The sequence below is a fragment of the Aeromonas sp. OTU364 genome (genome assembly GCF_038440395.1).
In the GTDB taxonomy this organism is placed as follows: Bacteria; Pseudomonadota; Gammaproteobacteria; order Enterobacterales; family Aeromonadaceae; genus Aeromonas.
In genome coordinates this window covers 87,300-110,642 of sequence record NZ_JASATR010000009.1, presented here as the reverse complement: position 1 = coordinate 110,642, position 23,343 = coordinate 87,300, and the positions used below count along the sequence as shown (strand labels likewise).

Sequence of the window (23,343 nt, the reverse complement as noted above, 5' to 3'; positions counted from 1 at the left end):
TTTTTGTGCTTAAACTCTAATGAAACCGCTGTTATCAAGATGTGAACTTGATCCTTTCTTTCTCGTCAGAGATCGGCTATAAATTATTGTATATACATTTAGAGGTCGGTATGAACAAGGAACTGTTGAACTGCGAGCGGGTCTGGCTCAACGTGACACCCGCCACCCTGCGCTCCGATCTGGCGGACTACGGTCTGCTGGAACCCCATGCCCTCGGCGTGCATGAAGGCAGGATCCACGCCCTGGTCCCCATGCAGGATCTCAAGGGGCCCCATCCCGCCCACTGGCGTGACATGAAGGGCAGGCTGGTGACCCCTGGCCTCATCGACTGTCACACCCACCTCATCTTTGCCGGCAGCCGGGCCGAGGAGTTCGAGCTGCGCCAGCAGGGCGTGCCCTACAGCGACATCGCCCGCAAGGGGGGTGGCATCCTCTCCACCGTGCGGGCCACCCGGGCCGCCAGCGAGGATCAGCTCTATGAGCTGGCGGTGCCGAGGATCAAGTCCCTGATCCGGGAAGGGGTCACCACGGTAGAGATCAAGTCAGGCTACGGCCTCACCCTGGCGGACGAGCTCAAGATGCTGCGGGTCGCCCGCCGGCTGGGGGAGGCGCTGCCCATCCGGGTCAAGACCACCCTGCTGGCGGCCCATGCGGTGCCGCCGGAATACCGCGACGATCCCGACTCCTGGGTCGAGACCATCTGCCAGGAGATCATCCCGGCGGCGGCCGAGGCGGGTCTGGCGGATGCGGTGGACGTCTTCTGCGAGCACATCGGCTTCTCCCTGGCCCAGACCGAGCAGGTCTATCTGGCGGCGGATCAATACAATCTCGCGGTGAAGGGGCACATGGAGCAGCTCTCCAACCTGGGGGGCAGCACCCTCGCCGCCAACTTCGGCGCCCTCTCGGTGGATCACCTGGAGTATCTGGATCAGGACGGGATCCAGGCGCTGGCCCACCGTGGCGTGGTCGCCACCTTGCTGCCTACCGCCTTCTATTTCCTGAAGGAGACCAAGCTGCCGCCGGTCGCCGCCCTGCGCAAGGCGGGCGTGCCCATGGCGGTCTCCTCCGACATCAACCCGGGCACGGCCCCCATCGTCTCCCTGCGCATGGCCATGAACATGGCCTGCACCCTGTTCGGCCTGACGCCGGTGGAGGCCATGGCCGGGGTGACCCGCCACGCCGCCAGGGCGCTCGGGGAGCAGGAGCGTCTGGGACAGCTGAGAGTAGGCATGCAGGCCGATTTTCTGATCTGGAATTGCGCCCACCCCTCCGAGATCAGCTACCTGATCGGGGTCGATCAGCTGGTCAGCCGGGTGCTCAACGGAGAGGAGACGCTCCATGGATAAGTTCAACATGGCCGACATGTCGCTCTGGCAGGGGCGCCAGGATCCGGAAGATGGTGAACTGGCCCTGCGCTGGCACGACAAGGTGCAACCCTGGCAAGCCGACAGCGAGCCCGGCGTGGTGCTGCTCGGTTTTGCCTGTGACGAGGGTGTGCGCCGCAACAAGGGGCGGGTCGGCGCCGCCGCGGCCCCGCTGGCGGTGCGCAAGCTGCTGGCCAACACCGCCTGGCATCTGAGCGCCCCCGTCCATGACGGCGGCGATCTGGCCTGCGAAGACGGCGATCTCGATGCCGCCCACGACCGGCTGGCGGAGCGGGTCGCCCGTGCGCTGGATCTGGGTCACTTCCCCCTGGTGCTGGGGGGCGGCCACGAGGTGGCGTTTGGCAGCTGGAGTGGCCTCAATCGCCATCTGGGTGGCAAGGGCCGGGTCGGCATCATCAACTTCGATGCCCACTTCGATCTGCGCATGAAGCTGGAGCAGGCAAGCTCCGGCACCCCCTTCTTCCAGATTGCCGAGCAGTGCGCCGCCCAGGGAACAACGTTTCATTACGCCTGCCTCGGGGTGGCAGAGACCGCCAACACGGCGGCGCTCTTTGCCCGCGCCGAGGCGCTGGGAGTCTGGCATGTGCTGGACGAGGCCATGACCCAGGCCGCACTGCCCGAGCTTCTGAACGGGCTGGATGCCTTTATCGCCCGTTGCGACCACCTCTACCTCACCATCGATCTCGACGTGCTGCCGGCGGCGGTGATGCCGGGAGTGAGTGCTCCCGCCGCCCGCGGCGTGGAGCTGGCGGTCATCGAACCCCTGATCGCCCATATCCGGGCCAGCGGCAAGCTGAGGCTCGCCGATCTGGCCGAGTACAACCCGAGTCTGGATCTGGACAACCGCAGCGCCCGCGTGGCCGCCCGGCTGGTCCATCAACTAACCAAGTAGCCGGCCGACTCGCCAGGGGGCACTGTGCCCCCGCATGGCGGCTGCATTGATAAACAAGGAGTGTCTATGTCTGTGCAACACCAGGATCCCCGTCACGACCCGAACCGGGTCATCCGCGCCCCCCACGGCACCGAGTTGACCGCCAAGAGCTGGCTGACCGAGGCGCCGCTGCGGATGCTGATGAACAACCTGGATCCGGAAGTGGCCGAGCATCCCCAGTCCCTGGTGGTCTATGGCGGCATCGGCCGCGCCGCCCGCAACTGGGCCTGCTACGACAAGATCGTCGAGGTGCTGACTCGCCTCGAGGACGACCAGACCCTGCTGGTGCAATCCGGCAAGCCGGTCGGGGTGTTCCAGACCCACAAGGACGCGCCCCGGGTGCTGATCGCCAACTCCAACCTGGTGCCCCACTGGGCCAACTGGGAGCACTTCAACGAACTCGATAAGAAGGGTTTGATGATGTACGGCCAGATGACCGCCGGCTCCTGGATCTACATCGGCACCCAGGGGATAGTGCAGGGCACCTACGAGACCTTCTTCGCGGTGGCGAACCAGCACTTCAACGGCGAACCGAAGGGGCGCTGGATCCTGACTGGCGGTCTGGGTGGCATGGGCGGCGCTCAGCCCCTGGCCGCCACCATGGCCGGCTTCTCCATGATCGCCGTGGAGTGCGACGAGACCCGCATCGATTTTCGCTTGAAGACCCGCTACGTCGACAAGAAGGCTCATAGCCTGGATGAGGCGCTGGCCATGGTCGAGGAGGCCAAGCAGAGCGGCACCGCCGTCTCCGTCGGCCTGCTCGGCAACGCCGCCGACGTCTTCGCCGAGCTGGTGGCCCGCGGCATCACCCCCGATGTGGTGACCGACCAGACCTCGGCCCACGACCCGATCCATGGCTACTTGCCGCAAGGGTGGAGCGTCGCCCAGTGGCGCGAGCTGCAAAAATCCGCGCCCCAGGAGGTGAACCAGGCGGCTCGTCACTCCATGGCCCGCCAGGTGGAAGCCATGCTGACCCTGCAATCCCGTGGCGCCGCCACGCTCGATTATGGGAATAACATCCGCCAGATGGCGCTGGAGGAGGGGGTGAAAAACGCCTTCGACTTCCCCGGCTTCGTCCCGGCCTACATTCGCCCGCTGTTCTGCGAGGGCATTGGCCCCTTCCGCTGGGTGGCCCTGTCCGGTGATCCGGAAGACATCTACAAGACCGACCAGAAGGTGAAGGAGCTGATCCCGGACGATCCCCACCTGCACAACTGGCTCGACATGGCCCGCGAGCGCATCGCCTTCCAGGGCCTGCCGGCGCGGATCTGCTGGGTCGGGGTCAAGGATAGAGTGCGCCTGGGCCTCGCCTTCAACGAGATGGTGAAGAACGGCGAGCTGAAGGCGCCGGTCGTCATCGGCCGCGACCACCTGGACTCCGGCTCGGTGGCGAGCCCGAACCGCGAGACCGAATCCATGATGGACGGCTCCGACGCCGTCTCCGACTGGCCGCTGCTCAACGCCCTGCTCAACACCGCCGGCGGTGCGACCTGGGTCTCCCTGCACCACGGTGGTGGGGTCGGCATGGGCTTCTCCCAGCACTCCGGCGTGGTGATCGTCTGTGACGGCACCGATGACGCCGCCAAGCGGGTCGGCCGCGTGCTGCGCAATGACCCGGCCACCGGGGTGATGCGTCACGCCGACGCCGGCTACGAGATTGCCATCAACTGTGCCCACGAGGCGAAACTGGATCTGCCGATGATCGACGCGACCGGCAAAGGGGGGAAATAAGATGTTCGAACTCAATCTGCAACCGGGCAAGCTCTGCCTCGCCACCCTGCGCCGTGTCAGCCGCGAGCCTGTGCATGTCAGCCTGGATCCGGCCGCCCTGGCGGGGATCCACGCCTCTGCGGCCGTGGTCACCAAGGTGATAGAGCAAAACCGCGTGGTCTACGGCATCAACACCGGCTTTGGCCTGCTGGCCAACACCCGGATCCCGGTGGAGCAGCTGGACGAGCTGCAACGCTCCATCGTGCTCTCCCATGCCGCCGGCATCGGCGAGTACATGGATGACGCCACCGTGCGGCTGATGATGGTGCTCAAGGTCAACTCGCTCGCCCGGGGGTTTTCAGGCATTCGGCTGACGGTGCTCGAGGCCCTGATGCGCCTCATCAACACCGAAGTCTATCCGGTGGTGCCGAAGAAGGGCTCCGTCGGCGCCTCCGGCGATCTGGCGCCCCTGGCCCATATGAGCTGCCTGCTGATAGGCGAAGGCAAGGCCCGCCACAAGGGCGAGCTGATCGACGCCGCTACTGCACTCAAGATTGCGGGCCTGGAGCCCATCGCCCTGGCACCCAAGGAGGGGCTGGCCCTGCTCAACGGCACCCAGGCGAGCACGGCGTTCGCGCTGGAGGGGCTGTTCCATGCCGAGGATCTGTTCGCCGGCGCCATCACTATAGGCGCCATGAGCGTGGAGGCGGCCCTCGGCAGCCGCCGTCCGTTCGATGCCCGCATCCATGAGGTGCGCGGCCAGCGCGGCCAGATCGACGCCGCCGCCTGCTATCGCCACCTGCTGGTGGACGGCAGCGAGATCGGCATGTCCCACCACAACTGCGAGAAGGTGCAGGATCCCTACTCGTTGCGCTGCCAGCCCCAGGTGATGGGGGCCTGTCTGGCCCAGATCCGCCACGCCGCCGAGGTGCTGGTGTGCGAGGCCAATGCGGTCTCCGACAACCCCCTGGTGTTCGCCGAGGATGAGGAGATCCTCTCCGGCGGCAACTTCCACGCAGAGCCGGTGGCCTTCGCCGCCGACAACCTGGCCCTGGCCATCGCCGAAATCGGGTCGCTGTCCGAGCGGCGCATGGCGCTGCTGATCGATTCCCGCATGTCCGGCCTGCCCGCCTTCCTGGTCAACAATGGGGGCGTCAACTCCGGCTTCATGATCGCCCAGGTCACCTCGGCGGCACTGGCCTCCGAGAACAAGACCCTGGCGCACCCGGCCTCGGTGGACAGCCTGCCCACCTCCGCCAACCAGGAGGACCACGTCTCCATGGCCACCTTCGCCGGTCGCCGTCTGGCGGACATGGCGGAGAACACCCGCGGCATACTGGCGGTCGAGCTGCTCGCCGCCGCCCAGGGTCTGGACTTCCGCGCGCCCCTGCGCAGCACCGAGCTCATCGAGCTGGCCAAGGGACGGCTGCGTGAAGAGGTCAGCTTCTACGACAAGGACAGGTACTTCTCGCCGGACATCGAGGCCGCCGCCGCCCTGCTGGGCGCCGCCAGCTACAACGATCTGATCCCGGCCGGGGTGCTGCCCAGCCTCTAAGCGGTTATCCGCCCATAACAAAAGACCGCCCAATGGGCGGTCTTTTCGTTGCTGGTGGTACGGGGTTATTCGTGTTCAAACATCAGGAGCAGATAAACGACAAACAGCACCGGAGTGAGTGCTGGCGCCGGCTACTCGTGTTCGAACATCAGGAACAGATAAACGACGAACAGCACCGGGGTGAGTGCTGGCGCCGGCTACTCGTGTTCAAACATCAGGGACAGATAAACGACGAACAGCACCGGGGTGAGTGCTGGCGCCAGTTACTCGTGTTCAAACATCAGGAACAGATAAACGACAAACAGCACCAGGTGGGTGGCGCCATGGAGCACATTGGTGCGGCCGCTGCTGAAGGTCACCTTGCACACCATGAGAGTGGTGATGAGCAGCACCATGTCGGCAGGGGAGAGGCCGAGGCGCACTTCCTGACCCATCAGGGCGCCGATGAAGAGCACAGAGGGCACCGTCAGGGCTATGGTGGCCAGCACGGATCCGAAGTAGAGGTTCATGGCGCGCTGCAACTGGTTGTTGAAGGCGGCCTTGATGGCGCCGACCGCCTCGGGGGCCAGCACTATACAGGCCACGATGAAGCCGCCCAGGGCCGCCGGGGCCTCCATCACATGGACCCCGTAGTTGATGGGGATGGCCAGGGTCTTGGCCAGCAGGATCACCACCACCAGGTAGGCGAGCAGCAGCAGGGTGTGATAGACGTTGCTCTGCAGCGGGCCGTGGTGTTCCTCGTGATCCTCGTGGTCGCTGTCGACGAAGAAGTGGCTGTGGCTGCGGGTCTGGATCAGCAGGAAGACGCCATAGAGCAGGATGGAAATGATGATCAGCATCCATGACATGGCCTTGGAGAGCCCGCCCAGGGTGCCGCCCTGAGTGAAGTTCGGCAACACCAGGCAGAGCAGGGCCAGGGGAATGATGGCCACCAGATAGGATTTGACCCCGTCCAGATTGAAGTTCTGGGTGTGATAGCGCCAGCCGCCAAACAGCAGGGTGAAGCCAACCAGCCCGGTGCTCACCAGCATCACCACGGCGAACATGGTGTCGCGGGCCATGGTGGGGTTGGGCTCGCCAGTCAGCATCACGGAGGAGATCATCACCACTTCCAGGGAGATGACCGACAGGGTCAGGATCAGGGTGCCGAACGGTTCGCCCAGCTTGATGGCCAGGGCGTCGGAGTGACGCACGACGGAGAAGATGGCCCAGGTGACGATGGCGAGCAGGGCCAGTGACACCGGCAGGTAGACCGCAAGGGGGGTTGCTTCTGTCAGCAGGTCGCTGCCCAGGGTCTTGAAGAAGAGCAGGGTCAGCAGGCCGACGGGCAGGGCAATCTCTTGCCGGATAAATGACTTCATAGGCAGTGGTTCTCATCTCGGGGCGGCCGTGGCCGACGGGTAGGGAGACAGCAGGTCGCGCCACCGGGGTGGCGCGCCAGTTCATGATAAAGGGAGTTGTCCCGTCAGAGGAGGATCATTTTGTTGCAAAAGATGAGGATCCCCGGGCGGGAACCTGAGGTTTCTTTCTCATTGCCCGCCGGGCTGGCTCTGCCGCCATGCCAGCAGCCAGATCTTCAGCTTGGTCAGAGCCATGGGTCTGGCATAGACATAACCCTGGATCAGGTGGACACCATGGCGGTGCAGGTAGTCGACCTGTTCCTGGGTCTCGACCCCCTCGGCGATCATCTCCATGCCTGATTCGTGGCCAAAGGCGATGGTGGCGTCCAGCACGCTGCGCTTGAGGTCGTCCGTGCCTATGGTGTCGACGAACATCTTGTCGATCTTGATCTGGCGGATGCCGAGGCGTTGCAGGTAGGCGAAGCCGCCATAACCTGTGCCGAAGTCATCCAGCTTGAAGTGATACCCCTTCTCCTGCAGCAGTGCTATCTCCCCCATGGCCGCCTTGATATCGGTGATCGGCTTGCGCTCGGTCAGCTCGAAGGTGAGCCTGGCCGGTGAGGGCCAGTCGTGGCGCTGCAACAGTGGCCGCAGATGGGGTTGCTCCAGGTGGGCGGCCACTATGTTGACGCTGACCCACTGGGTCGGCTCCAGCCAGGGCAGATCCGCGATGACCCGCTCCAGCAGTTGCTCCGTCATGGGCAGGATCAGCCCCTGCTCCTCCGCATAGTCGATGAAGGTGCCTGGGGGCACCAGCTCCCGACCCCGCTGCCAGCGCAGCAGTGCCTCGAAACCGACCACCTTCTTGCTGCGGCTGTCCACTATGGGCTGATAGAAGGGGACGAACTCGCGCCGCACCAGGGCTGCCTGCAGCAGTCCCTTGAGGGAGCGGCGGTAGTTGCGCAGCACCCAGTAGGCGGCAACCAGCAGGAGTCCCAGTGCGCCGCCATACAGGAGGCCATAGTGGCGGGCCTGCCGCTTCGCATACTCCTCCAGCGCCTTGCCCGCCCACAGGATCTGCCGGATGTGGGTGTCTGGCGTAAAGAAACTCAGGCTCTGGCTGCTCTTGTCCTTCTTGATGGCGCTGTCCCCACGGGAAAATGGCTGCGTGATGCCGTCAGGGTGTTGCTGGCCAAACTCGAAATAGAAACAGCCCGGGCAGGGAGATTGCAGCAGATCGTGGCTCCAGCTGTTGTTCAGCACCCAGTAGGTGATATTGCCGCCCTGCCTGAAATAGGCGACCAGCTCCTGCTCTGTGTTGAAGCGGGCCTGGGTGGCCGCGAGGCCAAACTGCTCCGGTTCGGGGTAGGGGGGCAGCGAGACGGTGGCGAGGGGAAGATCCTCCCCCAGACTGGAACAGCCGCCGCCGGAGGCGAGGATGAGGCCCTGCAGCCGGATGTGGCGGCTGTAGAAACGGGGATCCCGCAACAGGGCCATGTCTGCGGGGCCGCAATCGAAGGCGAAGCTGGACAGTTGGGCGCGAATGCTCTGGTCCAGCTCATCGTGGCGCTCCGCCAGCGCGGCCTCTATCTGCGCCTTCTTCTCCTGCAACAGATGGTGGGCCAGGGGATTGCCCAGCAGCTGGCTGAGGGGCAGGCTCGCCAGCACGGGCAGGCAGAGCAGCAGCAGACTGATCCAGAAGGGAGACGCTCGTCGCAAGGGGTACCTGCCTGATGGGTGCATGGGATACAAATGGATGGCAACATCATAGCATTAGCTGCATCGATTTGAGTCGTATCGGTCACACTTGGAACAACATTCATAATGCATTGATAAACAACAATATGACAAAACGAGTGGTGAAGATTCAATCGCTGACCTGTCATAAATGACAATTGTCCAGCTTATCTGAAATGGCTAGAGTAGCGGTGCGGTTTGACTCACCGTGTGTTCAATACTCCTGTATCTATTTTTGTCAGTAGCACAGAGTGTTAGTTTTGATATGAGTGTTTCTTTTGGTCCCCGCAGTGGGACCATTTTTCTGTCCGCTGCCCAGCCGGCTACCCGATTTTCTTCTCCCCCCGAGTCTCTTCCTTCACCAGCGGTCACCCCCAGCCATGAGCGGCCCTGACGCTTATTTGCAGAAGCGGGATCTGCAACCATAGGCGGGGTTTGGCCAAGGCTGATACCATGAGGCCTTATGGATGCTGTCGGCTACGGAAAGGCACATGAAACTGACCACTCAACTCGTCTCCTTTATTACGCTGTGCGTGATCGCGGCCATGGCCGTGGTGATGCTCGGCGGGGTCTTCAGTTTCCGCCAGATGGGGATGGAGCTGCAGCAAAACCGGGTCGACTCCCTGGTGGAGATCATCGACAAGCAACTGGGGGTGACCGACGATCAGCAGGCCCTTGCCCGCTGGCTGCCCTCCCTGCTGCGGGCCTCCCACGTGGTCGAGCTGGAGATCCGCCAGGATAGCCAGCGGGTCTACTGGTTTCGCGATGTGCAGCAGCAGACGGACGAGAGTCTGCTGATCCCCTATAGCAAGGCCATTCCCAATCAGGCCGGCATGCAGGCCGAGTTCAAGCTGGACAGGCCCTTCAAGGAGTTCGAGTACTCCATGCAGGCCATGTTCGGCATCTCCCTCGGGGTCTTCATCGTGGTGTTCGGCCTCTGGTACTCCATCCGCTGGTTGCGCCAGCAGTTGCGCGGTGCCGAGCTGCTGGCGGAGCGGGCCCAGCTGATCCTGGATGGCAAGCTCACCAAGCTGGCCCATGATCCCGCCGACGAATGGCCCCTCTCCGCCAGCCAGGCCCTCACCCATCTGTTGGCCGAGCTGGCCGATGCCCGCAAGGAGCGCAGCCGGTTCGACAACTTCATCCGCAGCAACGCCTTCGTCGACAAGACGACCGGCATAGGCAACCGCCTCTTCTTCGACAACCGGCTGGAAAACGCCATCATGGAGGCGAGCGTGATCAGCGGCGGTGTCCTGCTGATCGAGCTGGCCGGCCTGGAGGAGCTGGATCCCGAGCTGAGCGGACGCCCGAGCCAGGATCTGCTGATGGAGGCGAGCGCCTCCATCGGTGCCTTCGTGCGCAAGCACAGCGGTGCCCTGCAGGCCCGCTACGCCGGCCAGGTTTTTGCCGTGCTGTTGCCCAACATGTCCGAGAGCGAGATGGTGGACGGCGCCAGCCAGCTGCTCAAGAGCCTGCAGCGGCTGCACTGGCCCGAGTCGGTCAATCTGGACACGGCCGTTTACCTCGGAGCCGTCTGCTACCAGGCAGAGGACTCCCTGCTCAAGGTGCAGGAAGAGGCCGAGCTGGCCCTCAAGAGCGCGCGCCTGCAGGGCCACAGCGGCTGGTTCCTCTACGAGAAGTCTCTGGACGAGGAGGCGAGCAACAAGGGGACGGTGCGCTGGCGCACCCTGATCAACCGCCGCATCGAGGAGCAGGGGATCTCCTTCTATCTGCAGCCGGTGCAGCAGGAGCGGGATCAGGTGGTGCTGCAACAGGAGCTGTTGATCCGCCTCCATGACGAGCAGGGGCGGGAACTGCAGGCGGGGGTCTTCATGCCCATGGCGGAGAAGGCCGGCCTGCTGCTGCCCCTGGACCGGCTGGTGGTCACCCAGACCCTGCGCCTGCTGCGCCAGCGACCGGAGTCGAGCTGCCCCGTCAGCCTCTCCCTCAGCGCCCAGAACCTGCTCAACCGGGAGTTCCAGCGGGAGCTCTTCTTCGAGCTGTTCCAGCTGCCGCGCAGCATCAACGAGGGGCTGATCCTGCAACTGTCCGAATCCCAGGTGACCCGTCACTACGAGGCGCTCAAGCGGCCGCTGCGGGCACTGCGCATGCTGGGGTGCCGACTGGCCATAGATCACGCCGGTCAGGATGTGGTGAGCACCCAGTACATCAAGGAGTTCGAGATCCACTTCCTCAAGCTGCACCCCAGCCTGGTGCGGGAGATCCACCTGCGTCAGGTCAACCAGATGGCGGTGCGCAGCCTGGTGGGGGGCTGTGCCAATACCCAGACCCGGGTGATCGCGGTGGGGGTGGAGAGCGGCGACGAGTGGAAGATGCTGCGCCACCTCGGGGTGCACGCGGGCCAGGGGCCCTGGTTCGCCGAACCAGAGCGGCTGGTGATGCCCATATGACGGAGCCCGCCCCAAGGGCGAGGGAATGGCCCTGGCTTACAGCCTGCCCTGCTCTCTGAGTCCCGCCAGCCCCTGCAGGCCGCCGGTGTGGATGAAGACCACCTGGCTGCCGCGGGGGATCCGGCCCGCGGCCAGCTCCCGAAACAGTCCCCACATCGCCTTGCCACTGTAGATGGGCTCAAGCGGCAGGCCCGTGTGGGCGCTGAAGGCCTGCACCCATTGCCACAGGGCCGGGCTGAATTTGGCGTAACCGCCGTCGTGGTGATCCAGGGCTATCCGCCAGTTGCCGGTCGTGGCCGCCGCCGGGTTGAGCCGGCACACCTCATCGTGGAGGAAGGCGCCCCCCTTGAGCACGGCGATGGCGAGGATCTGCTCCCTTTCCCGCTTGCCCGCGATGAGCCCCGCCAGGGTGCCGCCGCTGGCGCAGGGCAGCACCCAGAGATCCGGCGAGAAGGGCACCTCGGCCACCAGCTCGGCCACCCCCGGGATGGCGAGCGGGCTGCTGCCCCCTTCCGGCACTATCAGGGTGTCCGGTGCCTCGAACTGGGCCAGCCAGTCCGGATCCTGGCGCCGCCGATAGCTCTGGCGGTCGACGAAAACGAGATCCATGCCCCAGCCTCTGGCCGCACTCAGGGTTGCGTTGCTGACGGTGTCGGCTTCACCGCGTATGATGCCCGTGGTGCGCAGCCCGGACCTGAGTCCGGCCGCCGCCAGGGCATGGATGTGATTGGAGTAGGCTCCCCCAAACGACAGCAGGTGGGTCTTGCCCTGCACCTGCGCCTGTTGCAGATGGTACTTGAGCTTGCGCCACTTGTTGCCGGAGAGGGTCGGGTGGATCAGATCATCCCGCTTGCACCAGAGCCGCACGCCCTGAGCATCCAGCAGGGGGTGGTGAACGGGGTGCAGGGGCGAGGGGACCTGAGCGGGGGCCAGGATGGCATCCCCGGAGGACGCCAGGGTGGCGGTCAATGCATCGTTTGTCATAAATATGGAGGCTAATAGCCTGTTTATGTTAAGGTTTAGTCCGTTTCATGCAGCCAGGTCCAGGTCTAGATGAAGTCACTTTTCCGACGTTCGCCCCCCAGCCATCAGGTGGGACTCCTGCTGGCCAGCGATCGCATCCTGCTGGCTTGTGTGGAACCCGTCCCCATCTTTACCAGCCGCGCCATCCATGGTCCCCACGACTGGCCCAAGGCCATGGGGGAGCTGTTTGCCCAGCATGGCCTGGCCAAGTCTAAGGTGCGGGTGGCCCTGGCCGCCAGCCTTTATCAGCAGATCCAGATCGACAAGCCCGCCGTGCCCGACGCCGAGATGGCGGGGGCCCTGCCCTGGGCCATCAAGGATTTCGTCAACGAACCCGTGTTGCAGCTCGCCATGGACTATGTGGATCTGCCGACCCCTCCTGCGGGTCGACCAAGGATCAACGTGATCTGCGTTCCCAAGAGCCGGGTGCAGCAACTGGCGGACGCGGTCAACGGCGTGGCGACCCTGGAGGCCATCGTCAGCGACGAGCTGGCCATGACGGCCCTCTACGAGGCGGATCAGACGGTGCGCATGCTGCTCTGGCAGCCCAGGGGGCAGGAGTTGCAACTGCTGGTCTTTTATCGGGGCGGTCTCTGCTTCTCGCGCCCGCTGCGCGGGTTTGTCAGCCTCACCGGGGCCCATGAGCCCGATCAGGGGATGCTCGACGGGCTGGCGCTGGAGATCCAGCGCTCCCTCGACTACCTGGCGGGCCAGCTCAAGCTGCCGGAGCCGGGCCAGATGCAGCTCGCCATCGGCTCCCCCTTCATCGGCACCCTGGTGCGCCACCTGGAGCAGGCGTTCGGCTTCCCAGTGTCCGCCATGGCCAACAAGGCGGTACTGGCCGGAGTTGAATACCTCTGTGCCTATGGTGCGGCCCTTGGCAGGAGCGAAGGATGAAACACCATATCAACCTCTATGGCGCCGAATTCAGGCCGAGGCGCCTGTGGGCCAGCCTCAATCAGATGGCCCTGGTCTGGGGCGGCTGCCTGCTGCTGCTGGTTGCGGCCACCTTTTTCTATGGCTGGCAACAGCGGGGGGTCGACCGCGAGCTGGCCCAGGTGCGTGCGCTGCTCGATGTGCAGCGCGGCGAGGCAACAAGGCTCGATGCCGCCCTGGCGCGCCATCAGGCGGACGGTCAGCTGCAACAGCAGCTGGTCGACAAGCGCGAGGAGCTGGCTGCCAAGCAGGCGCTGATTCGCCAGCTCGGCAGCCTTTCCCTGCAAAAATCCCAGGGCTACGCTGGCGTGATGGCGGATCTGGCCCGTCTGCGGGATGCCCGCCTCTCCCTGCAACGGATCGAGATAAGTGACGGGCGCATCAACCTCTCCGGGGTGGCCGAGCGCAGTCAGGATGTACCCGCCTGGGTGAACCGCTTCAAGCAGACCCCGTCCCTGGCGGGCAAGCAGTTTGGCGAGCTGACCCTGAGCCGGGACAAGGCAGGCCAGCTGGCCTTCCAGCTCAGCGGCATAGCACGGGAGACCCCATGATGGAGATGACGGCACAGTGGCGGGCCTGGGCACAGAGTGTGGCCGCCCTCAGCCTGCGGGAGCGGGTCTTGATCCTGCTGACGGGCATCATCTTGCTGGGGGCAGCCGGGATCTACGGCTGGCTGGATGCCGCCGACACCCGGTTGAGCCAGGAGCGGCAGGCGCTGACGGCGGCGCAGCGGGATCTGGAGATCCTGACCCTGGAGAATCAGGGCAAGCAGGCCCGGCTGGGGCGGGATCCCAACGCCCAGGTGCGCCAGCAGCTGGCCGGCGTGGAGGCGTCCCTCGGTCGGCTGGACGCCGAGCTCAAGGCCCAGACGGTGGATCTGATCCCGGCCCACGAGATGCCGGCCGTGCTGGAAGCCCTGTTGTCTCGCTCCGCCAACCTGCATATGCTGGCGCTCACCTCCCTCAAGCCCGAGCCGCTGATGGCCGGCGAGCAGAAGGCCAACCTGTTCAAGCACGGGATCCGGCTCCAGCTGGAGGGGGGCTATTTCGATGTCTACCAGTACCTGAAGGCGCTGGAGGCACTGCCCCGCCACTTCTACTGGAAAGGGTTCGACTACAGGGTGGTCGAGCATCCCAAGGCGGCGGTGGAGATGGAGATCTACACCCTGAGCACCAGCAAGGAGTTCATTCGTGGCTAAGTGGCTGACATTGTTGTGCTGCCTGCTGGGCCCGCTGGCCCAGGCGGAGGTGTTGCAGGATCCGACCGCCCCTCTGGCCGGTAGCGGCGCGGCGGCGAGCCCGAGCAAGGGGGCCGGTCTGCCCAGGTTGCAGAGCGTCATCCTGGGCAACGGACCGGCGCTGGCGGTGCTCGATGGTCAGAGCTATCGGGTGGGCCAGCGGATCGACGGTTTCCTGCTGGTGGGCATCAGCGCCGATGCCGTGGTACTGGAGAAGGCGGGCAAGCGTCAGACACTGACCCTGTTTGGCAGCAAGATCCGGATGTGAAGTCGGTTCCGCGCGGGATGCCGCGGGCCAGGTTTGTCGAGTTTCATTGCGAGTCAGGTGCACCAATAACATGAAAAAACACCATTTCTGTCTGCTTCCCCTCGCATTGGCGGTGGCGGCTTGTACCAGCTATCAGCACCCCGAACCGGTGCAGGCCAAAGACGCCCTCAAGCAGGCCATGAAGGAGCAGACCCCGACCGCGCCGCTGACCACTTTGCCTCCCTCGGTGCAGAGCGAACTGCTGCAGCTCAATCGTCCCCAGCAACCCCTGGCGGTTCCGGAGAAACGGCTGCGCATCGCGGCCCATGACGTCGATGCGGTGGAGTTCTTCGGTTCCCTGTTCAAGGGCTCCCGCTACAGCGTGGCCGTCCATCCCGGGGTGGCCGGTGCCATCTCGGTGGAATTGAAAGACGTGACCCTGCAGGAGGCGCTGGCCACGGTCGGCGACATGTACGGCTTCGACGTGCAGCGCAAGGGCAACGTGTTTCACGTCTATCCGGCGGGTCTGCGCACCGAGACCATCCCGGTCAACTACCTGATGATGGCCCGCCGCGGCCTCTCCCGCACCTCGGTCAGCACCGGCGGGGTGACGGCCAACGACAACAACAATAACGGCAACAACAACTTCGACAGCAGCGGCAACAATAACAACGGCAACAACAACCTCGGCTCCTCCAACGGGGACAACGGCAACAGCAACAACAGCAACGGCACCCGGATCGAGACGGACAGCAACAACGACTACTGGACCGATCTGCGGGACGCCCTGCAGACCCTGATCGGCACTGGCGAGGGGCGGGCCGTCATCACCAGTCCCCAGGCTGGCCTGGTCACCGTGCGTGCCTATCCGAAGGAGCTGAAAGCGGTGCGCGAGTTCCTGGATCAGTCCGGCGAACACCTCAAGCGCCAGGTGGTGCTGGAGGCGCGGATCCTGGAGGTCTCCCTCAACGAGGGCTACGAGCAGGGGGTGGACTGGAGCGGTCTCTCCGCCAGCTGGGACGGCAACAAGGGCATCACGGGGGGCGGCTCCCTGCTCGACAGCCCCATCGCCTCGACCCCGAACCAGATCTTCAGGGCCCTGGGGGGCGGCGCCGGTTTCACCATCTCCGATGGCAACTTCAACGTGGCGGTCAGCCTGCTCAAGACCCAGGGGGACGTGAACACCCTCTCGAGCCCGCGCGTCACCGCCACCAACAACCAGAAGGCGGTGATCAAGGTGGGGACGGACGAATACTTCGTCACCAACGCCTCGACCACCACCACCACCTCTGGCAACTCGGCGCCCATCGTCACGCCGAACGTGGAGCTGACCCCCTTCTTCTCCGGCATCGCCCTGGACGTGACCCCGCAGATCGATGAGCAGGGCAAGGTGCTGCTGCACATCCACCCCTCCGTCATCGACACCGAGGAGCAGAGCAAGACCATCAACGTCGGCACGGCGGAACCCCTGGTACTGCCGCTCGCCAAGAGCGCCATTCGCGAATCGGATACCGTGGTGCAGGCCAACAACGGCGACATCATCGTCATCGGCGGCCTGATGAAGACCGACAAGCAGGAGATCGTAAGCAAGGTGCCGCTGCTGGGGGACATTCCCTGGGTCGGCGAAGCCTTTACCAACCGCCGGGAGAGCACCAAGAAGGTCGAGCTGGTGATCCTGCTCAAGCCGACAGTGGTGGAAAAAGACACCTGGCAGAAGGAGTTGCAACGCTCCTCCGAGCTGCTCGACAAATGGTATCCGCCCAAGGGCTAAGCCATGATGCTGAATTGGTCTATTCCCGGTGTTTCCCTGCCGCGAGCCTTTGAGCTCTGCCTGGGGGGGGCGTCCTCATGTACCTGAGTCACTTCGGCTTGCAGGAGGCGCCCTTCGGCCTGACCCCGAACACCGGCTTCTACTACGGCCTGCCTCCCCACGAGGAGGCCATGCAGGTGCTGAACTGGGCGCTGGCACAGGGAGAGGGCTTCATCAAGGTGACCGGCGAGGTGGGCACCGGCAAGACACTGCTCTGCCGCAAGCTGCTGAGCGAGCTCGGCTCCGAGGCGTGCCCGGTACGCCTGGCCTGGCTGCCCAATCCCCACCTCAGCCCGGGGGAGCTGCGCACCGCCCTGGCCCTGGAGCTGGGACTGGCGGTGCAGGGGGAGAGCGAGCTGGATCTCACGGATCGCATCCATCGCCACCTCATCGCCCTGCACCAGCAGGGGAGCCGAGTGGTGGTGCTGATCGACGAGGCGCAGGCGCTGCCGGACGAGACCCTGGAGGCCATCCGCCTGTTCGGCAACCTGGAGACGGAGTCCAGCAAGCTGCTGCAAATCGTGCTGTTCGGCCAACCCGAGCTGGATGTCCGGCTGGCCAGGCCCCACCTGCGCCAGTTGCGCCAGCGCATCGGCTTCTCCTACTGCCTGCGCCCCCTGCGGTGCGATGAAACCCGGGCCTATCTGGAGCACAGGCTGCACGTCTCTGGCTATCGCGGGGCGACCCTGTTTGGCGGCCTGGCCCTGCGCCTGCTGTGGCGGGCATCCCGCGGCATTCCGCGGCTCATCAACGTGCTGGCCCAGAAGTGCCTGATGCTGGCCTACGGCCGCGGGACGCGCCGGATCGACAGCGCCCTGGTGCGCCTCGCCATTCGCGATACCGATGACGCCCGAGGTGGCTCATTCGTGCGCTGGTGGCCCCTGTTGCTGCTGCTGGGCGCAGCCCTGGCCTATGGAGTCTGGTCATGAGCGTGATCAATCAGATGCTCAAAGATCTGGAGCAGCGCCAGTCAGGATCCGATGGCGCCGCCGTCTATGTGGCGCCGGCGCGTCAGCAGGGGTGGTGGATGCTGGTGCTGACCCTGCTGTGCACCCTGGCGCTGGCCATCCTCGGCTGGCGCACCTGGATCTACTGGCAGCAGAGCCAGCGCACGGCGCAGCCGACGGTTCAGTTGACGACCCGGCTCGCCCCGGTGAGCGAGCCGTCGCTGCCTGCCTCTTCTGCCACCGAGGTGGCCGTCGCGTCTCCCGAGCCCAGTGGGGCCGCCGCCTCCGGGGTGGTGGGGGTGGATGGCTCCATAGTGGCGAGGGCAAGCGACGCCGCCGACCCGGAGCCGGGATCCTCGGCGAGCGGGGAGGTCGCCGACGAGGCCCCGGCGTCACAGGCCCTGGCCGAGACGCCGCCGGAGGATGAGGTCACGCCGAGCGACGAAGAGTTGCAGCCGGATCTCTATGCCGAGCTGGCCGCAGAGCAGGAGGCTGCCCCCCAGGAGGTGGCCGCCCCGCCCCGCAAACCCGGCGTGCTGAAGATAGAGACGGTGGATCTCTCCGAGCCCGAGCTGGCGGCCCTGGCCGAGCGCAAGGCGACCACCGCCATGGCCAAGGGCGAGATGCGGGAGGCTCAGGACAACTATTACCAGGTGCTGCTCCATGATCCGCACAATCAGGGGGCGCGCGAACAGCTCGCTGGCCTGCTCTACGGCGAGGGACGGCTGACCGAGGCCGCCCAGGTGCTGGAGGAGGGGCTGAGACTGGATCCGGCGCAGGCCGATCTGCGGCTGCTGCTGGCCCGGGTGGCCATCAGCGGCGGCGATCGCCAGAAGGCGCTGGACTGGCTCACCGGCTATCAGCCGGACCTGGCCGCCAATCTGGACTACTACGCCACCTGGGCGGGACTCGCCCAGGAGCTGGGCCAGCCAGCCCAGGCGTCCGAGCTCTACGTCAAGTTGTTGCGCCAGCAGCCGGATCAGGGGCGCTGGTGGCTGGGGCTGGGGGTGGCCGAGGATGGTCAGGGCCACCGCCAGCGGGCGCTGGATGCCTATGGTAATGCCCAGCTGCACGGGGATCTGGGCGAGGCATCGACCCGCTGGCTGGAACAGCGGATTGCCCAGCTGACGCCCTCACCCTGACCCTCTCCCAGGGGGAGAGGGAGTCGACCGGGGTCGAGTCAGGCTCCCGGGATGAGGGGCGCGTAATCGGACGCGGTGGCGGTTCATCACTGTCATCGGCGTAATCAGAATCAGGAAATCGGAGTAGCAATGGCACAACCCAGACTGAAAATGCGCCTCGGCGACCTGCTGGTACAGGAGCAGATCATCTCGGATGATCAGTTGCAGCTCGCCCTGCAGCAGCAGCGTCAGACCGGGCGCAAGCTGGGGACCACCCTCATCGATCTCGGCTTCATCAGCGAGGTGCAGCTGCTGCAGTTCCTCGCCCGCCAGCTGGACGTGCCCTTCTTCGATCTCAACAACCTCACCATAGACGCCTCGGCCGTGACCCTGTTGCCCGAGGTGCAGGCCCGCCGTTACCGTGCGCTGGCGGTCAACCTCAGCGACGACAAGGTGACCGTGGCCATGTCGGATCCCGCCGACCTGAGCGCCCTGGATGCCATCGCGGCCCTGCTCAGCCCGCGGGAGCTGGTGTTGGCGGTGGCGCGGGAAGGCCAGCTGCTGGAGTATTTCGACCGCCTCTATCGCCGCACCCGGGAGATAGAGAGCTTCGCCGAACAGCTGCACGAAGAGTATCAGGATGCCGGTTTCGAGCTGGGATCCAGCAATCTCGGGGCCGGTGACGAGGGGGAGGCGACCGTGGCCAAGCTGCTGCGCTCCCTGTTCGAGGACGCGGTGCAGGTGGGGGCCTCGGACATTCACATAGAGCCGGACGAGAAGGTGCTGCGCATTCGCCAGCGCATCGACGGCGTGCTGCACGAAAACATACTGAGCGAGGTGCGCATCGCCCAGGCGCTGGTGCTGCGCCTCAAGCTGGTGGCCGGGCTCGACATCTCCGAGAAGCGGCTGCCCCAGGATGGCCGTTTCGCCATGAAGGTGCGCGGCCGGGACGTGGATGTGCGTATGTCCACCATGCCGGTGCAGTACGGGGAGTCCGTGGTGATGCGACTGCTGGATCAATCCTCCGGCATACTGTCCCTGGCGGAGACCGGCATGCCGCCGGCCATCCTGAGCCGCTTCCGGCGCCAGCTCAAACGGCCCCACGGCATGATACTGGTGACGGGCCCCACCGGCAGCGGCAAGACCACGACGCTCTACGGCGCCCTCTCCGAGCTCAACCAGGCCAGCCACAAGATCATCACGGTGGAGGATCCGGTGGAATACCGGCTGCCCCGGGTCAACCAGGTGCAGGTCAACCCCAAGATAGGGCTCACCTTCTCCCAGGTGCTGCGCTCCACCCTGCGTCAGGATCCCGACATCCTGCTGGTGGGGGAGATGCGGGACAACGAGACGGTGGAGATAGGCTTGCGCGGCGCCATCACGGGCCACCTGGTGCTGACCACGCTGCACACCAACGATGCGGTGACCAGTGCGTTGCGCCTGATCGACATGGGGGCGCCCGGCTATCTGGTGGCGAGCGCCCTGCGCGCCGTGGTGGCCCAGCGCCTGGTGCGCCGGCTGTGTGAACACTGCGCCTGCGAGACGGCGCCGGATCAGGGGCAGGCCACCTGGCTCACCATGCTCTCCGGCGAGGCACCCGGCCAGCACGTCTACCGCAAGGGGCGTGGCTGCCAGAGCTGCAACTTCACCGGTTATTCGGGCCGGATCGGGGTTTACGAGCTGCTGGAGCTGGATCAACCCATGATGGATGCCCTGCGTCGCAACGATGCGGAGGGCTTTGCCCGGGCGGCGCGCGAGCACGAGCACTACCGGCCCCTGGCCCTGACGGCGCTCGACTATGCCCGGGAGGGGATCACCTCGGTGGACGAGGTGCTCAGGCTGGCCGAGGATCTGGGCTAAGCCATGGGCAGCTTCAACTACAAGGGGCGCGACAGTCAGGGCCAGGCCGTCAGCGGCGTGGTGGAGGCCGCCAGCGAGCTGGCCGCCGCCGAGCAGCTGATGCGCCGCGGCGTGATGCCCACCGAGCTGAAGGCGGGCAAGGCCAAGGCGGCCGGCATCGACTGGTCGCTGCTGCTGGAGGGGAGCGTCAAGCTGGAGGAGCTGGTGGTGTTCAGCCGCCAGATGTATGCCCTGACCCGGGCGGGGATCCCTATACTGCGCGCCATCGCCGGGCTGGAGGAGAGCGCCCACGGCAAACCCCTCAAGCGGGCACTCCATGCCCTGGGGGAGGATCTCGGCAATGGGCGACCGCTGTCGAGCTCGATGCAGGCCCATCCCAAGGTGTTCAACAGCCTGTTCGTCGCCATCATCCACGTCGGCGAGAACACCGGCCAGCTGGAGGAGGCCTTCCTGCAGCTCGCCAACTATTTCGATCTGGAGCTGGAGACCCGCAAGCGGATCAAGACCGCCATGCGCTACCCCAGCTTCGTGATGATCGCCATCGGCATCGCCATGGTGATCCTCAACATCATGGTGATCCCGGTGTTTGCCGGCATGTTCGCCAAGTTCGGGGTGGAGCTGCCGCTCGCGACCCGCATTTTGCTCGCCACCTCCCACTTCTTCGTCCACTACTGGTGGCTGCTGCTGGCCATCCTGGCGGGCATGGTGTTTGGCTGGCGCCGCTGGGTCGCCAGTCCCCGGGGCAAGCTGACCTGGCACCGCTGGCAGCTCAAACTGCCCATCGTCGGCACCATCATAGAGCGCTCCCTGCTGGCCCGCTTTGCCCGCAGCTTCTCCATGATGCTCAAGGCCGGGGTGCCGCTCAACACGGCGCTGACCCTGGTGGCCGATGCGGTGGACAACGCCTATATGGCGGGGCAGATCCGCGACATGCGGGCGGGCATAGAGCGGGGCGAGAGCCTGCTGCGCACCGCAGGGGCCAGCGGCCTGTTCACCCCCCTGGTGATGCAGATGATCGCGGTGGGGGAAGAGACGGGCCAGGTGGACGAGCTGCTGCACGAGGCGGCCGAGTATTACGAGCGGGAGGTGGATTATGACCTCAAGAGCCTCACCGCCCGCATCGAGCCGATCCTCATCGGCATAGTGGCCGTCATGGTGCTGGTGCTGGCGCTGGGTATCTTTACGCCCATGTGGGACATGATGCGAGCAGTGCGGGGTCAATGATAGGCCGCGGCATCTTCACTCCCCTGATGGTGGGACATGATGCGAGCGGTTCGCGGCCAGTGATGTGGTTCAGCATCTTCACTCCTCCTGATGGTGGGACATGATGAGAGCGGTGTGGGGCCAGTGATGCATGCTGTTTGTGGTAGACAAGATGCGGGAGAGGCATGAGCAGACAGTCCGAGCAGGATGAGCGCTGGTTGGGGGGTTACAGGCGGTTGATCGCCTGCGTCCTGCTGCTGGTCATCCTTGCCACTCTGGCCCTGAGCTATCGCAACCACAGGGAGGAGGCGCTGGCGGTCAGCCTGAGCCTGCTGGGGGAGCAATTTGCCGAGCGGGCCCAGCGACTGCACGGGCGCTGGCTCGATGAGCGACGCCCCGCCGTGCTGCATGCAGAAGGGGTGGCCTGGCAGTTCGATGGGCGGGGCTGGCCGCTGGCGGTGCTGCCGCTGCAGTCACCCTCCGCCAACTGCCGCCAGCTCTGGCTGACGCTGATTGGCCCCGAGGATCCGGGGTTGCCCTCCTGGCAGGCGCTCGCCAGCCCGCATGGGGACGGCTGCGAGTTTGGTTGGGAAGGGCACTGGCTGTTCTACCGTTTCAGCGATGGCCGGGTACTGGCGAGGCCTTGAGTCGATCTCTCAAGTGCTTCAGCAACATGATTTTTTTCTATCTGCATGAAATAATGCGGACCATTACGGAGGCAGCATGGCAGCAAAGAGAGTGAGCGCCGGCCAGGGACCGGGTCAGATGGCCGGTTTTTCCCTGATCGAGCTGGTGATCGTCATCGTGATTCTGGGGATCCTGGCCGTCACCGCCTTGCCCCGTTTTCTCGACGTGACCGACGAGGCGAAGAAGGCCAGCGTGGAAGGGGTGTCCGGCGGTTTCGCCACCGGGGTCTCCCTGGTACGGGCCCAGTGGGAAGCCGAGGGGCGCGCCAAGCAGGACAGCCTCAACACCGTGCTGTACGACGGTTCCCGTTTCTATCTGACCACGCCGACCGACAGCCAGGTCAGCAACGGCGAGCTCTCCCCCGGTTATCCCATGGACACGGCGGCGAGCGGCGCTCCCGATGTGGATCCGGCCAATCTGACGGCGGCCCGCTGTCTCAATATTTGGGAGGGCTTGTTGCAGAATCCTCCCAAGGCTACTGCCAACTTTGACGAGGTGCGCGGTAGCGGCAATGACCTGAAGTTCTATGCCACGGTGAGCAACAATGGACTGGATTCGGTCTGCCGTTACTATCTGGTCAACAGCCTGAGCAAGGGAAGTGATGGGCGCTATCAGGACCCGCAAGGGAGCACCGATGCCTACATGAGTTTCAGTTACCGCCCGGCCTCCGGCCAGGTGACTACCAATATCAATTGATAAACAGAGGAAAACGTAATGAAAAAGCAGGCGGGTTTTACCCTGATCGAACTGGTGATCGTGATCATCATCCTGGGCATTCTGGCGGTCACCGCCGCGCCCAAGTTCCTGAATCTGCAGGATGATGCGCGTACTTCCACCCTGAAAGGGGTTGAGGGCTCGCTGAATTCTGCCGGTGCCATGGTTTACAGCAAGGCTGTTATCGCAGGTAAAGACACTACAGCTTCCGATACGCTGGATATCGGTAATGGTGTCAATGTCGGTATTGCCTTTGGGTATCCCAAGGCGACCAAGGATGATCTGGAGAAAGTATTGCAACTGAGCACTAATGATTGGAGTTTCGGTACTCCTGCATCTAGCAGCATCAAGATCTTCCCGGCTGGTGTTTCCGCCAGTACTGCCACCGACTGTTATGTCACCTATACACAAGCTATTACTTCTGGCTCTCAGCCAACCGCAGCAGTCACTGCTTGTAAGTAAATCTTATAAATGAACAAGATAGAGAGA

20 protein-coding genes are annotated in these 23,343 nt (G+C 64.7%); 17 read left to right on the top strand and 3 right to left on the bottom strand.

The features are described 5' to 3' along the window. Nucleotides 1-110 precede the first annotated feature (110 nt). From hutI to hutH, 4 genes are all read left to right on the top strand, one after another. Entirely contained in the window at nucleotides 111-1,346 is a 1,236-nt protein-coding gene (hutI, locus tag AAHB08_RS11205; protein ID WP_247627414.1) for an imidazolonepropionase, read from the top strand. Further along, nucleotides 1,339-2,277, top strand: a complete 939-nt coding sequence (hutG, locus tag AAHB08_RS11200; protein WP_342058961.1) for a formimidoylglutamase — start codon at nucleotides 1,339-1,341, stop codon at nucleotides 2,275-2,277. The genes hutI and hutG overlap by 8 nt, the downstream gene beginning before the upstream one ends. Before the next feature lie 66 nt (nucleotides 2,278-2,343). Beyond that, nucleotides 2,344-4,047: a urocanate hydratase gene (gene hutU, locus AAHB08_RS11195; RefSeq protein WP_342058960.1), complete on the top strand. Its 1,704-nt coding sequence runs from the start codon at nucleotides 2,344-2,346 to the stop codon at nucleotides 4,045-4,047. A 1-nt stretch (nucleotide 4,048) separates the two neighbouring features. After that, on the top strand, nucleotides 4,049-5,581 hold the full coding sequence (gene hutH / locus AAHB08_RS11190; RefSeq protein WP_043131319.1) for a histidine ammonia-lyase: 1,533 nt from the start codon (nucleotides 4,049-4,051) through the stop codon (nucleotides 5,579-5,581). Between the two features lie 263 nt (nucleotides 5,582-5,844). Here hutH and AAHB08_RS11185 read toward each other — a convergent pair whose 3' ends face one another. Together AAHB08_RS11185 and AAHB08_RS11180 are read right to left on the bottom strand one after the other, a co-directional pair. Next, nucleotides 5,845-6,942 (bottom strand): calcium:proton antiporter, encoded by a 1,098-nt coding sequence (locus tag AAHB08_RS11185; RefSeq protein ID WP_139439246.1) that lies wholly within the window; start codon nucleotides 6,940-6,942, stop codon nucleotides 5,845-5,847. A gap of 168 nt (nucleotides 6,943-7,110) precedes the next feature. Next, nucleotides 7,111-8,640, bottom strand: coding sequence for an EAL domain-containing protein (locus AAHB08_RS11180; RefSeq protein WP_342058959.1), 1,530 nt, complete (start codon nucleotides 8,638-8,640; stop codon nucleotides 7,111-7,113). Between the two features lie 509 nt (nucleotides 8,641-9,149). On the opposite strand from AAHB08_RS11180, the gene AAHB08_RS11175 reads away from it, so the two are divergent. Continuing rightward, the gene (locus AAHB08_RS11175; RefSeq protein ID WP_202047773.1) at nucleotides 9,150-11,069 is read left to right on the top strand and encodes an EAL domain-containing protein; all 1,920 of its coding nucleotides are present in this window, start codon (nucleotides 9,150-9,152) and stop codon (nucleotides 11,067-11,069) included. A 36-nt stretch (nucleotides 11,070-11,105) separates the two neighbouring features. On the opposite strand, the gene AAHB08_RS11170 is transcribed toward AAHB08_RS11175, so the two are convergent. Beyond that, nucleotides 11,106-12,053 (bottom strand): 1-aminocyclopropane-1-carboxylate deaminase/D-cysteine desulfhydrase, encoded by a 948-nt coding sequence (locus tag AAHB08_RS11170; RefSeq protein WP_342058958.1) that lies wholly within the window; start codon nucleotides 12,051-12,053, stop codon nucleotides 11,106-11,108. 69 nt (nucleotides 12,054-12,122) lie between these two features. Between AAHB08_RS11170 and AAHB08_RS11165 the strand changes: the two genes are divergently transcribed. The 12 genes from AAHB08_RS11165 to AAHB08_RS11110 all read left to right on the top strand — a co-directional run bounded on the left by AAHB08_RS11165 (nucleotide 12,123) and on the right by AAHB08_RS11110 (nucleotide 23,316). After that, nucleotides 12,123-12,989 (top strand): MSHA biogenesis protein MshI, encoded by an 867-nt coding sequence (locus AAHB08_RS11165; protein ID WP_342058957.1) that lies wholly within the window; start codon nucleotides 12,123-12,125, stop codon nucleotides 12,987-12,989. Continuing rightward, nucleotides 12,986-13,579: a PilN domain-containing protein gene (locus AAHB08_RS11160; RefSeq protein ID WP_139439242.1), complete on the top strand. Its 594-nt coding sequence runs from the start codon at nucleotides 12,986-12,988 to the stop codon at nucleotides 13,577-13,579. The genes AAHB08_RS11165 and AAHB08_RS11160 overlap by 4 nt, the downstream gene beginning before the upstream one ends. Next, on the top strand, nucleotides 13,579-14,226 hold the full coding sequence (locus AAHB08_RS11155) for an MSHA biogenesis protein MshJ (RefSeq protein WP_139439267.1): 648 nt from the start codon (nucleotides 13,579-13,581) through the stop codon (nucleotides 14,224-14,226). Before AAHB08_RS11160 ends, AAHB08_RS11155 begins: the two co-directional genes overlap by 1 nt. Then, nucleotides 14,219-14,533 carry a SctD/MshK family protein gene (locus tag AAHB08_RS11150; protein WP_202047770.1) on the top strand — a complete coding sequence of 105 codons (315 nt, stop codon included), beginning with the start codon at nucleotides 14,219-14,221 and terminating at the stop codon, nucleotides 14,531-14,533. The genes AAHB08_RS11155 and AAHB08_RS11150 overlap by 8 nt, the downstream gene beginning before the upstream one ends. Before the next feature lie 70 nt (nucleotides 14,534-14,603). Beyond that, nucleotides 14,604-16,283 (top strand): pilus (MSHA type) biogenesis protein MshL, encoded by a 1,680-nt coding sequence (gene mshL, locus AAHB08_RS11145; RefSeq protein ID WP_342058956.1) that lies wholly within the window; start codon nucleotides 14,604-14,606, stop codon nucleotides 16,281-16,283. A 77-nt stretch (nucleotides 16,284-16,360) separates the two neighbouring features. Continuing rightward, nucleotides 16,361-17,251 (top strand): ExeA family protein, encoded by an 891-nt coding sequence (locus AAHB08_RS11140; protein ID WP_139439239.1) that lies wholly within the window; start codon nucleotides 16,361-16,363, stop codon nucleotides 17,249-17,251. Further along, nucleotides 17,248-18,411, top strand: coding sequence for a tetratricopeptide repeat protein (locus AAHB08_RS11135; RefSeq protein ID WP_342058955.1), 1,164 nt, complete (start codon nucleotides 17,248-17,250; stop codon nucleotides 18,409-18,411). The genes AAHB08_RS11140 and AAHB08_RS11135 overlap by 4 nt, the downstream gene beginning before the upstream one ends. 129 nt (nucleotides 18,412-18,540) lie before the next feature. Then, nucleotides 18,541-20,250 (top strand): MSHA fimbrial ATPase MshE, encoded by a 1,710-nt coding sequence (mshE, locus tag AAHB08_RS11130; RefSeq protein WP_319912321.1) that lies wholly within the window; start codon nucleotides 18,541-18,543, stop codon nucleotides 20,248-20,250. Between the two features lie 3 nt (nucleotides 20,251-20,253). Next, nucleotides 20,254-21,474 (top strand): type II secretion system F family protein, encoded by a 1,221-nt coding sequence (locus AAHB08_RS11125; RefSeq protein ID WP_202047766.1) that lies wholly within the window; start codon nucleotides 20,254-20,256, stop codon nucleotides 21,472-21,474. 164 nt (nucleotides 21,475-21,638) lie between these two features. Further along, a complete protein-coding gene (locus AAHB08_RS11120; RefSeq protein ID WP_342058954.1) occupies nucleotides 21,639-22,100 on the top strand; it encodes a hypothetical protein in 462 nt (153 codons plus the stop codon). Nucleotides 22,101-22,176: 76 nt separating this feature from the next. Further along, nucleotides 22,177-22,836 carry a prepilin-type N-terminal cleavage/methylation domain-containing protein gene (locus tag AAHB08_RS11115; protein ID WP_247627400.1) on the top strand — a complete coding sequence of 220 codons (660 nt, stop codon included), beginning with the start codon at nucleotides 22,177-22,179 and terminating at the stop codon, nucleotides 22,834-22,836. An 18-nt stretch (nucleotides 22,837-22,854) separates the two neighbouring features. After that, nucleotides 22,855-23,316, top strand: a complete 462-nt coding sequence (locus AAHB08_RS11110) for a prepilin-type N-terminal cleavage/methylation domain-containing protein (protein ID WP_342058953.1) — start codon at nucleotides 22,855-22,857, stop codon at nucleotides 23,314-23,316. Nucleotides 23,317-23,343: the final 27 nt, after the last annotated feature.

Bases quoted from the DNA above. Each gene is read 5' to 3' on its own strand.
- AAHB08_RS11110 (WP_342058953.1), top strand. From the start codon at position 22,855: ATGAAAAAGCAGGCGGGTTTTACCCTGATCGAACTGGTGATCGTGATC.
- AAHB08_RS11115 (WP_247627400.1), top strand. From the start codon at position 22,177: ATGGCAGCAAAGAGAGTGAGCGCCGGCCAGGGACCGGGTCAGATGGCC.
- hutI (WP_247627414.1), top strand. From the start codon at position 111: ATGAACAAGGAACTGTTGAACTGCGAGCGGGTCTGGCTCAACGTGACA.
- AAHB08_RS11120 (WP_342058954.1), top strand. From the start codon at position 21,639: ATGAGCAGACAGTCCGAGCAGGATGAGCGCTGGTTGGGGGGTTACAGG.
- AAHB08_RS11125 (WP_202047766.1), top strand. From the start codon at position 20,254: ATGGGCAGCTTCAACTACAAGGGGCGCGACAGTCAGGGCCAGGCCGTC.
- AAHB08_RS11160 (WP_139439242.1), top strand. From the start codon at position 12,986: ATGAAACACCATATCAACCTCTATGGCGCCGAATTCAGGCCGAGGCGC.
- AAHB08_RS11155 (WP_139439267.1), top strand. From the start codon at position 13,579: ATGGAGATGACGGCACAGTGGCGGGCCTGGGCACAGAGTGTGGCCGCC.
- mshE (WP_319912321.1), top strand. From the start codon at position 18,541: ATGGCACAACCCAGACTGAAAATGCGCCTCGGCGACCTGCTGGTACAG.
- AAHB08_RS11170 (WP_342058958.1), bottom strand. From the start codon at position 12,053: ATGACAAACGATGCATTGACCGCCACCCTGGCGTCCTCCGGGGATGCC.
- hutG (WP_342058961.1), top strand. From the start codon at position 1,339: ATGGATAAGTTCAACATGGCCGACATGTCGCTCTGGCAGGGGCGCCAG.
- AAHB08_RS11135 (WP_342058955.1), top strand. From the start codon at position 17,248: ATGAGCGTGATCAATCAGATGCTCAAAGATCTGGAGCAGCGCCAGTCA.
- AAHB08_RS11140 (WP_139439239.1), top strand. From the start codon at position 16,361: ATGTACCTGAGTCACTTCGGCTTGCAGGAGGCGCCCTTCGGCCTGACC.
- AAHB08_RS11165 (WP_342058957.1), top strand. From the start codon at position 12,123: ATGAAGTCACTTTTCCGACGTTCGCCCCCCAGCCATCAGGTGGGACTC.
- AAHB08_RS11175 (WP_202047773.1), top strand. From the start codon at position 9,150: ATGAAACTGACCACTCAACTCGTCTCCTTTATTACGCTGTGCGTGATC.
- hutH (WP_043131319.1), top strand. From the start codon at position 4,049: ATGTTCGAACTCAATCTGCAACCGGGCAAGCTCTGCCTCGCCACCCTG.
- hutU (WP_342058960.1), top strand. From the start codon at position 2,344: ATGTCTGTGCAACACCAGGATCCCCGTCACGACCCGAACCGGGTCATC.
- mshL (WP_342058956.1), top strand. From the start codon at position 14,604: ATGAAAAAACACCATTTCTGTCTGCTTCCCCTCGCATTGGCGGTGGCG.
- AAHB08_RS11185 (WP_139439246.1), bottom strand. From the start codon at position 6,942: ATGAAGTCATTTATCCGGCAAGAGATTGCCCTGCCCGTCGGCCTGCTG.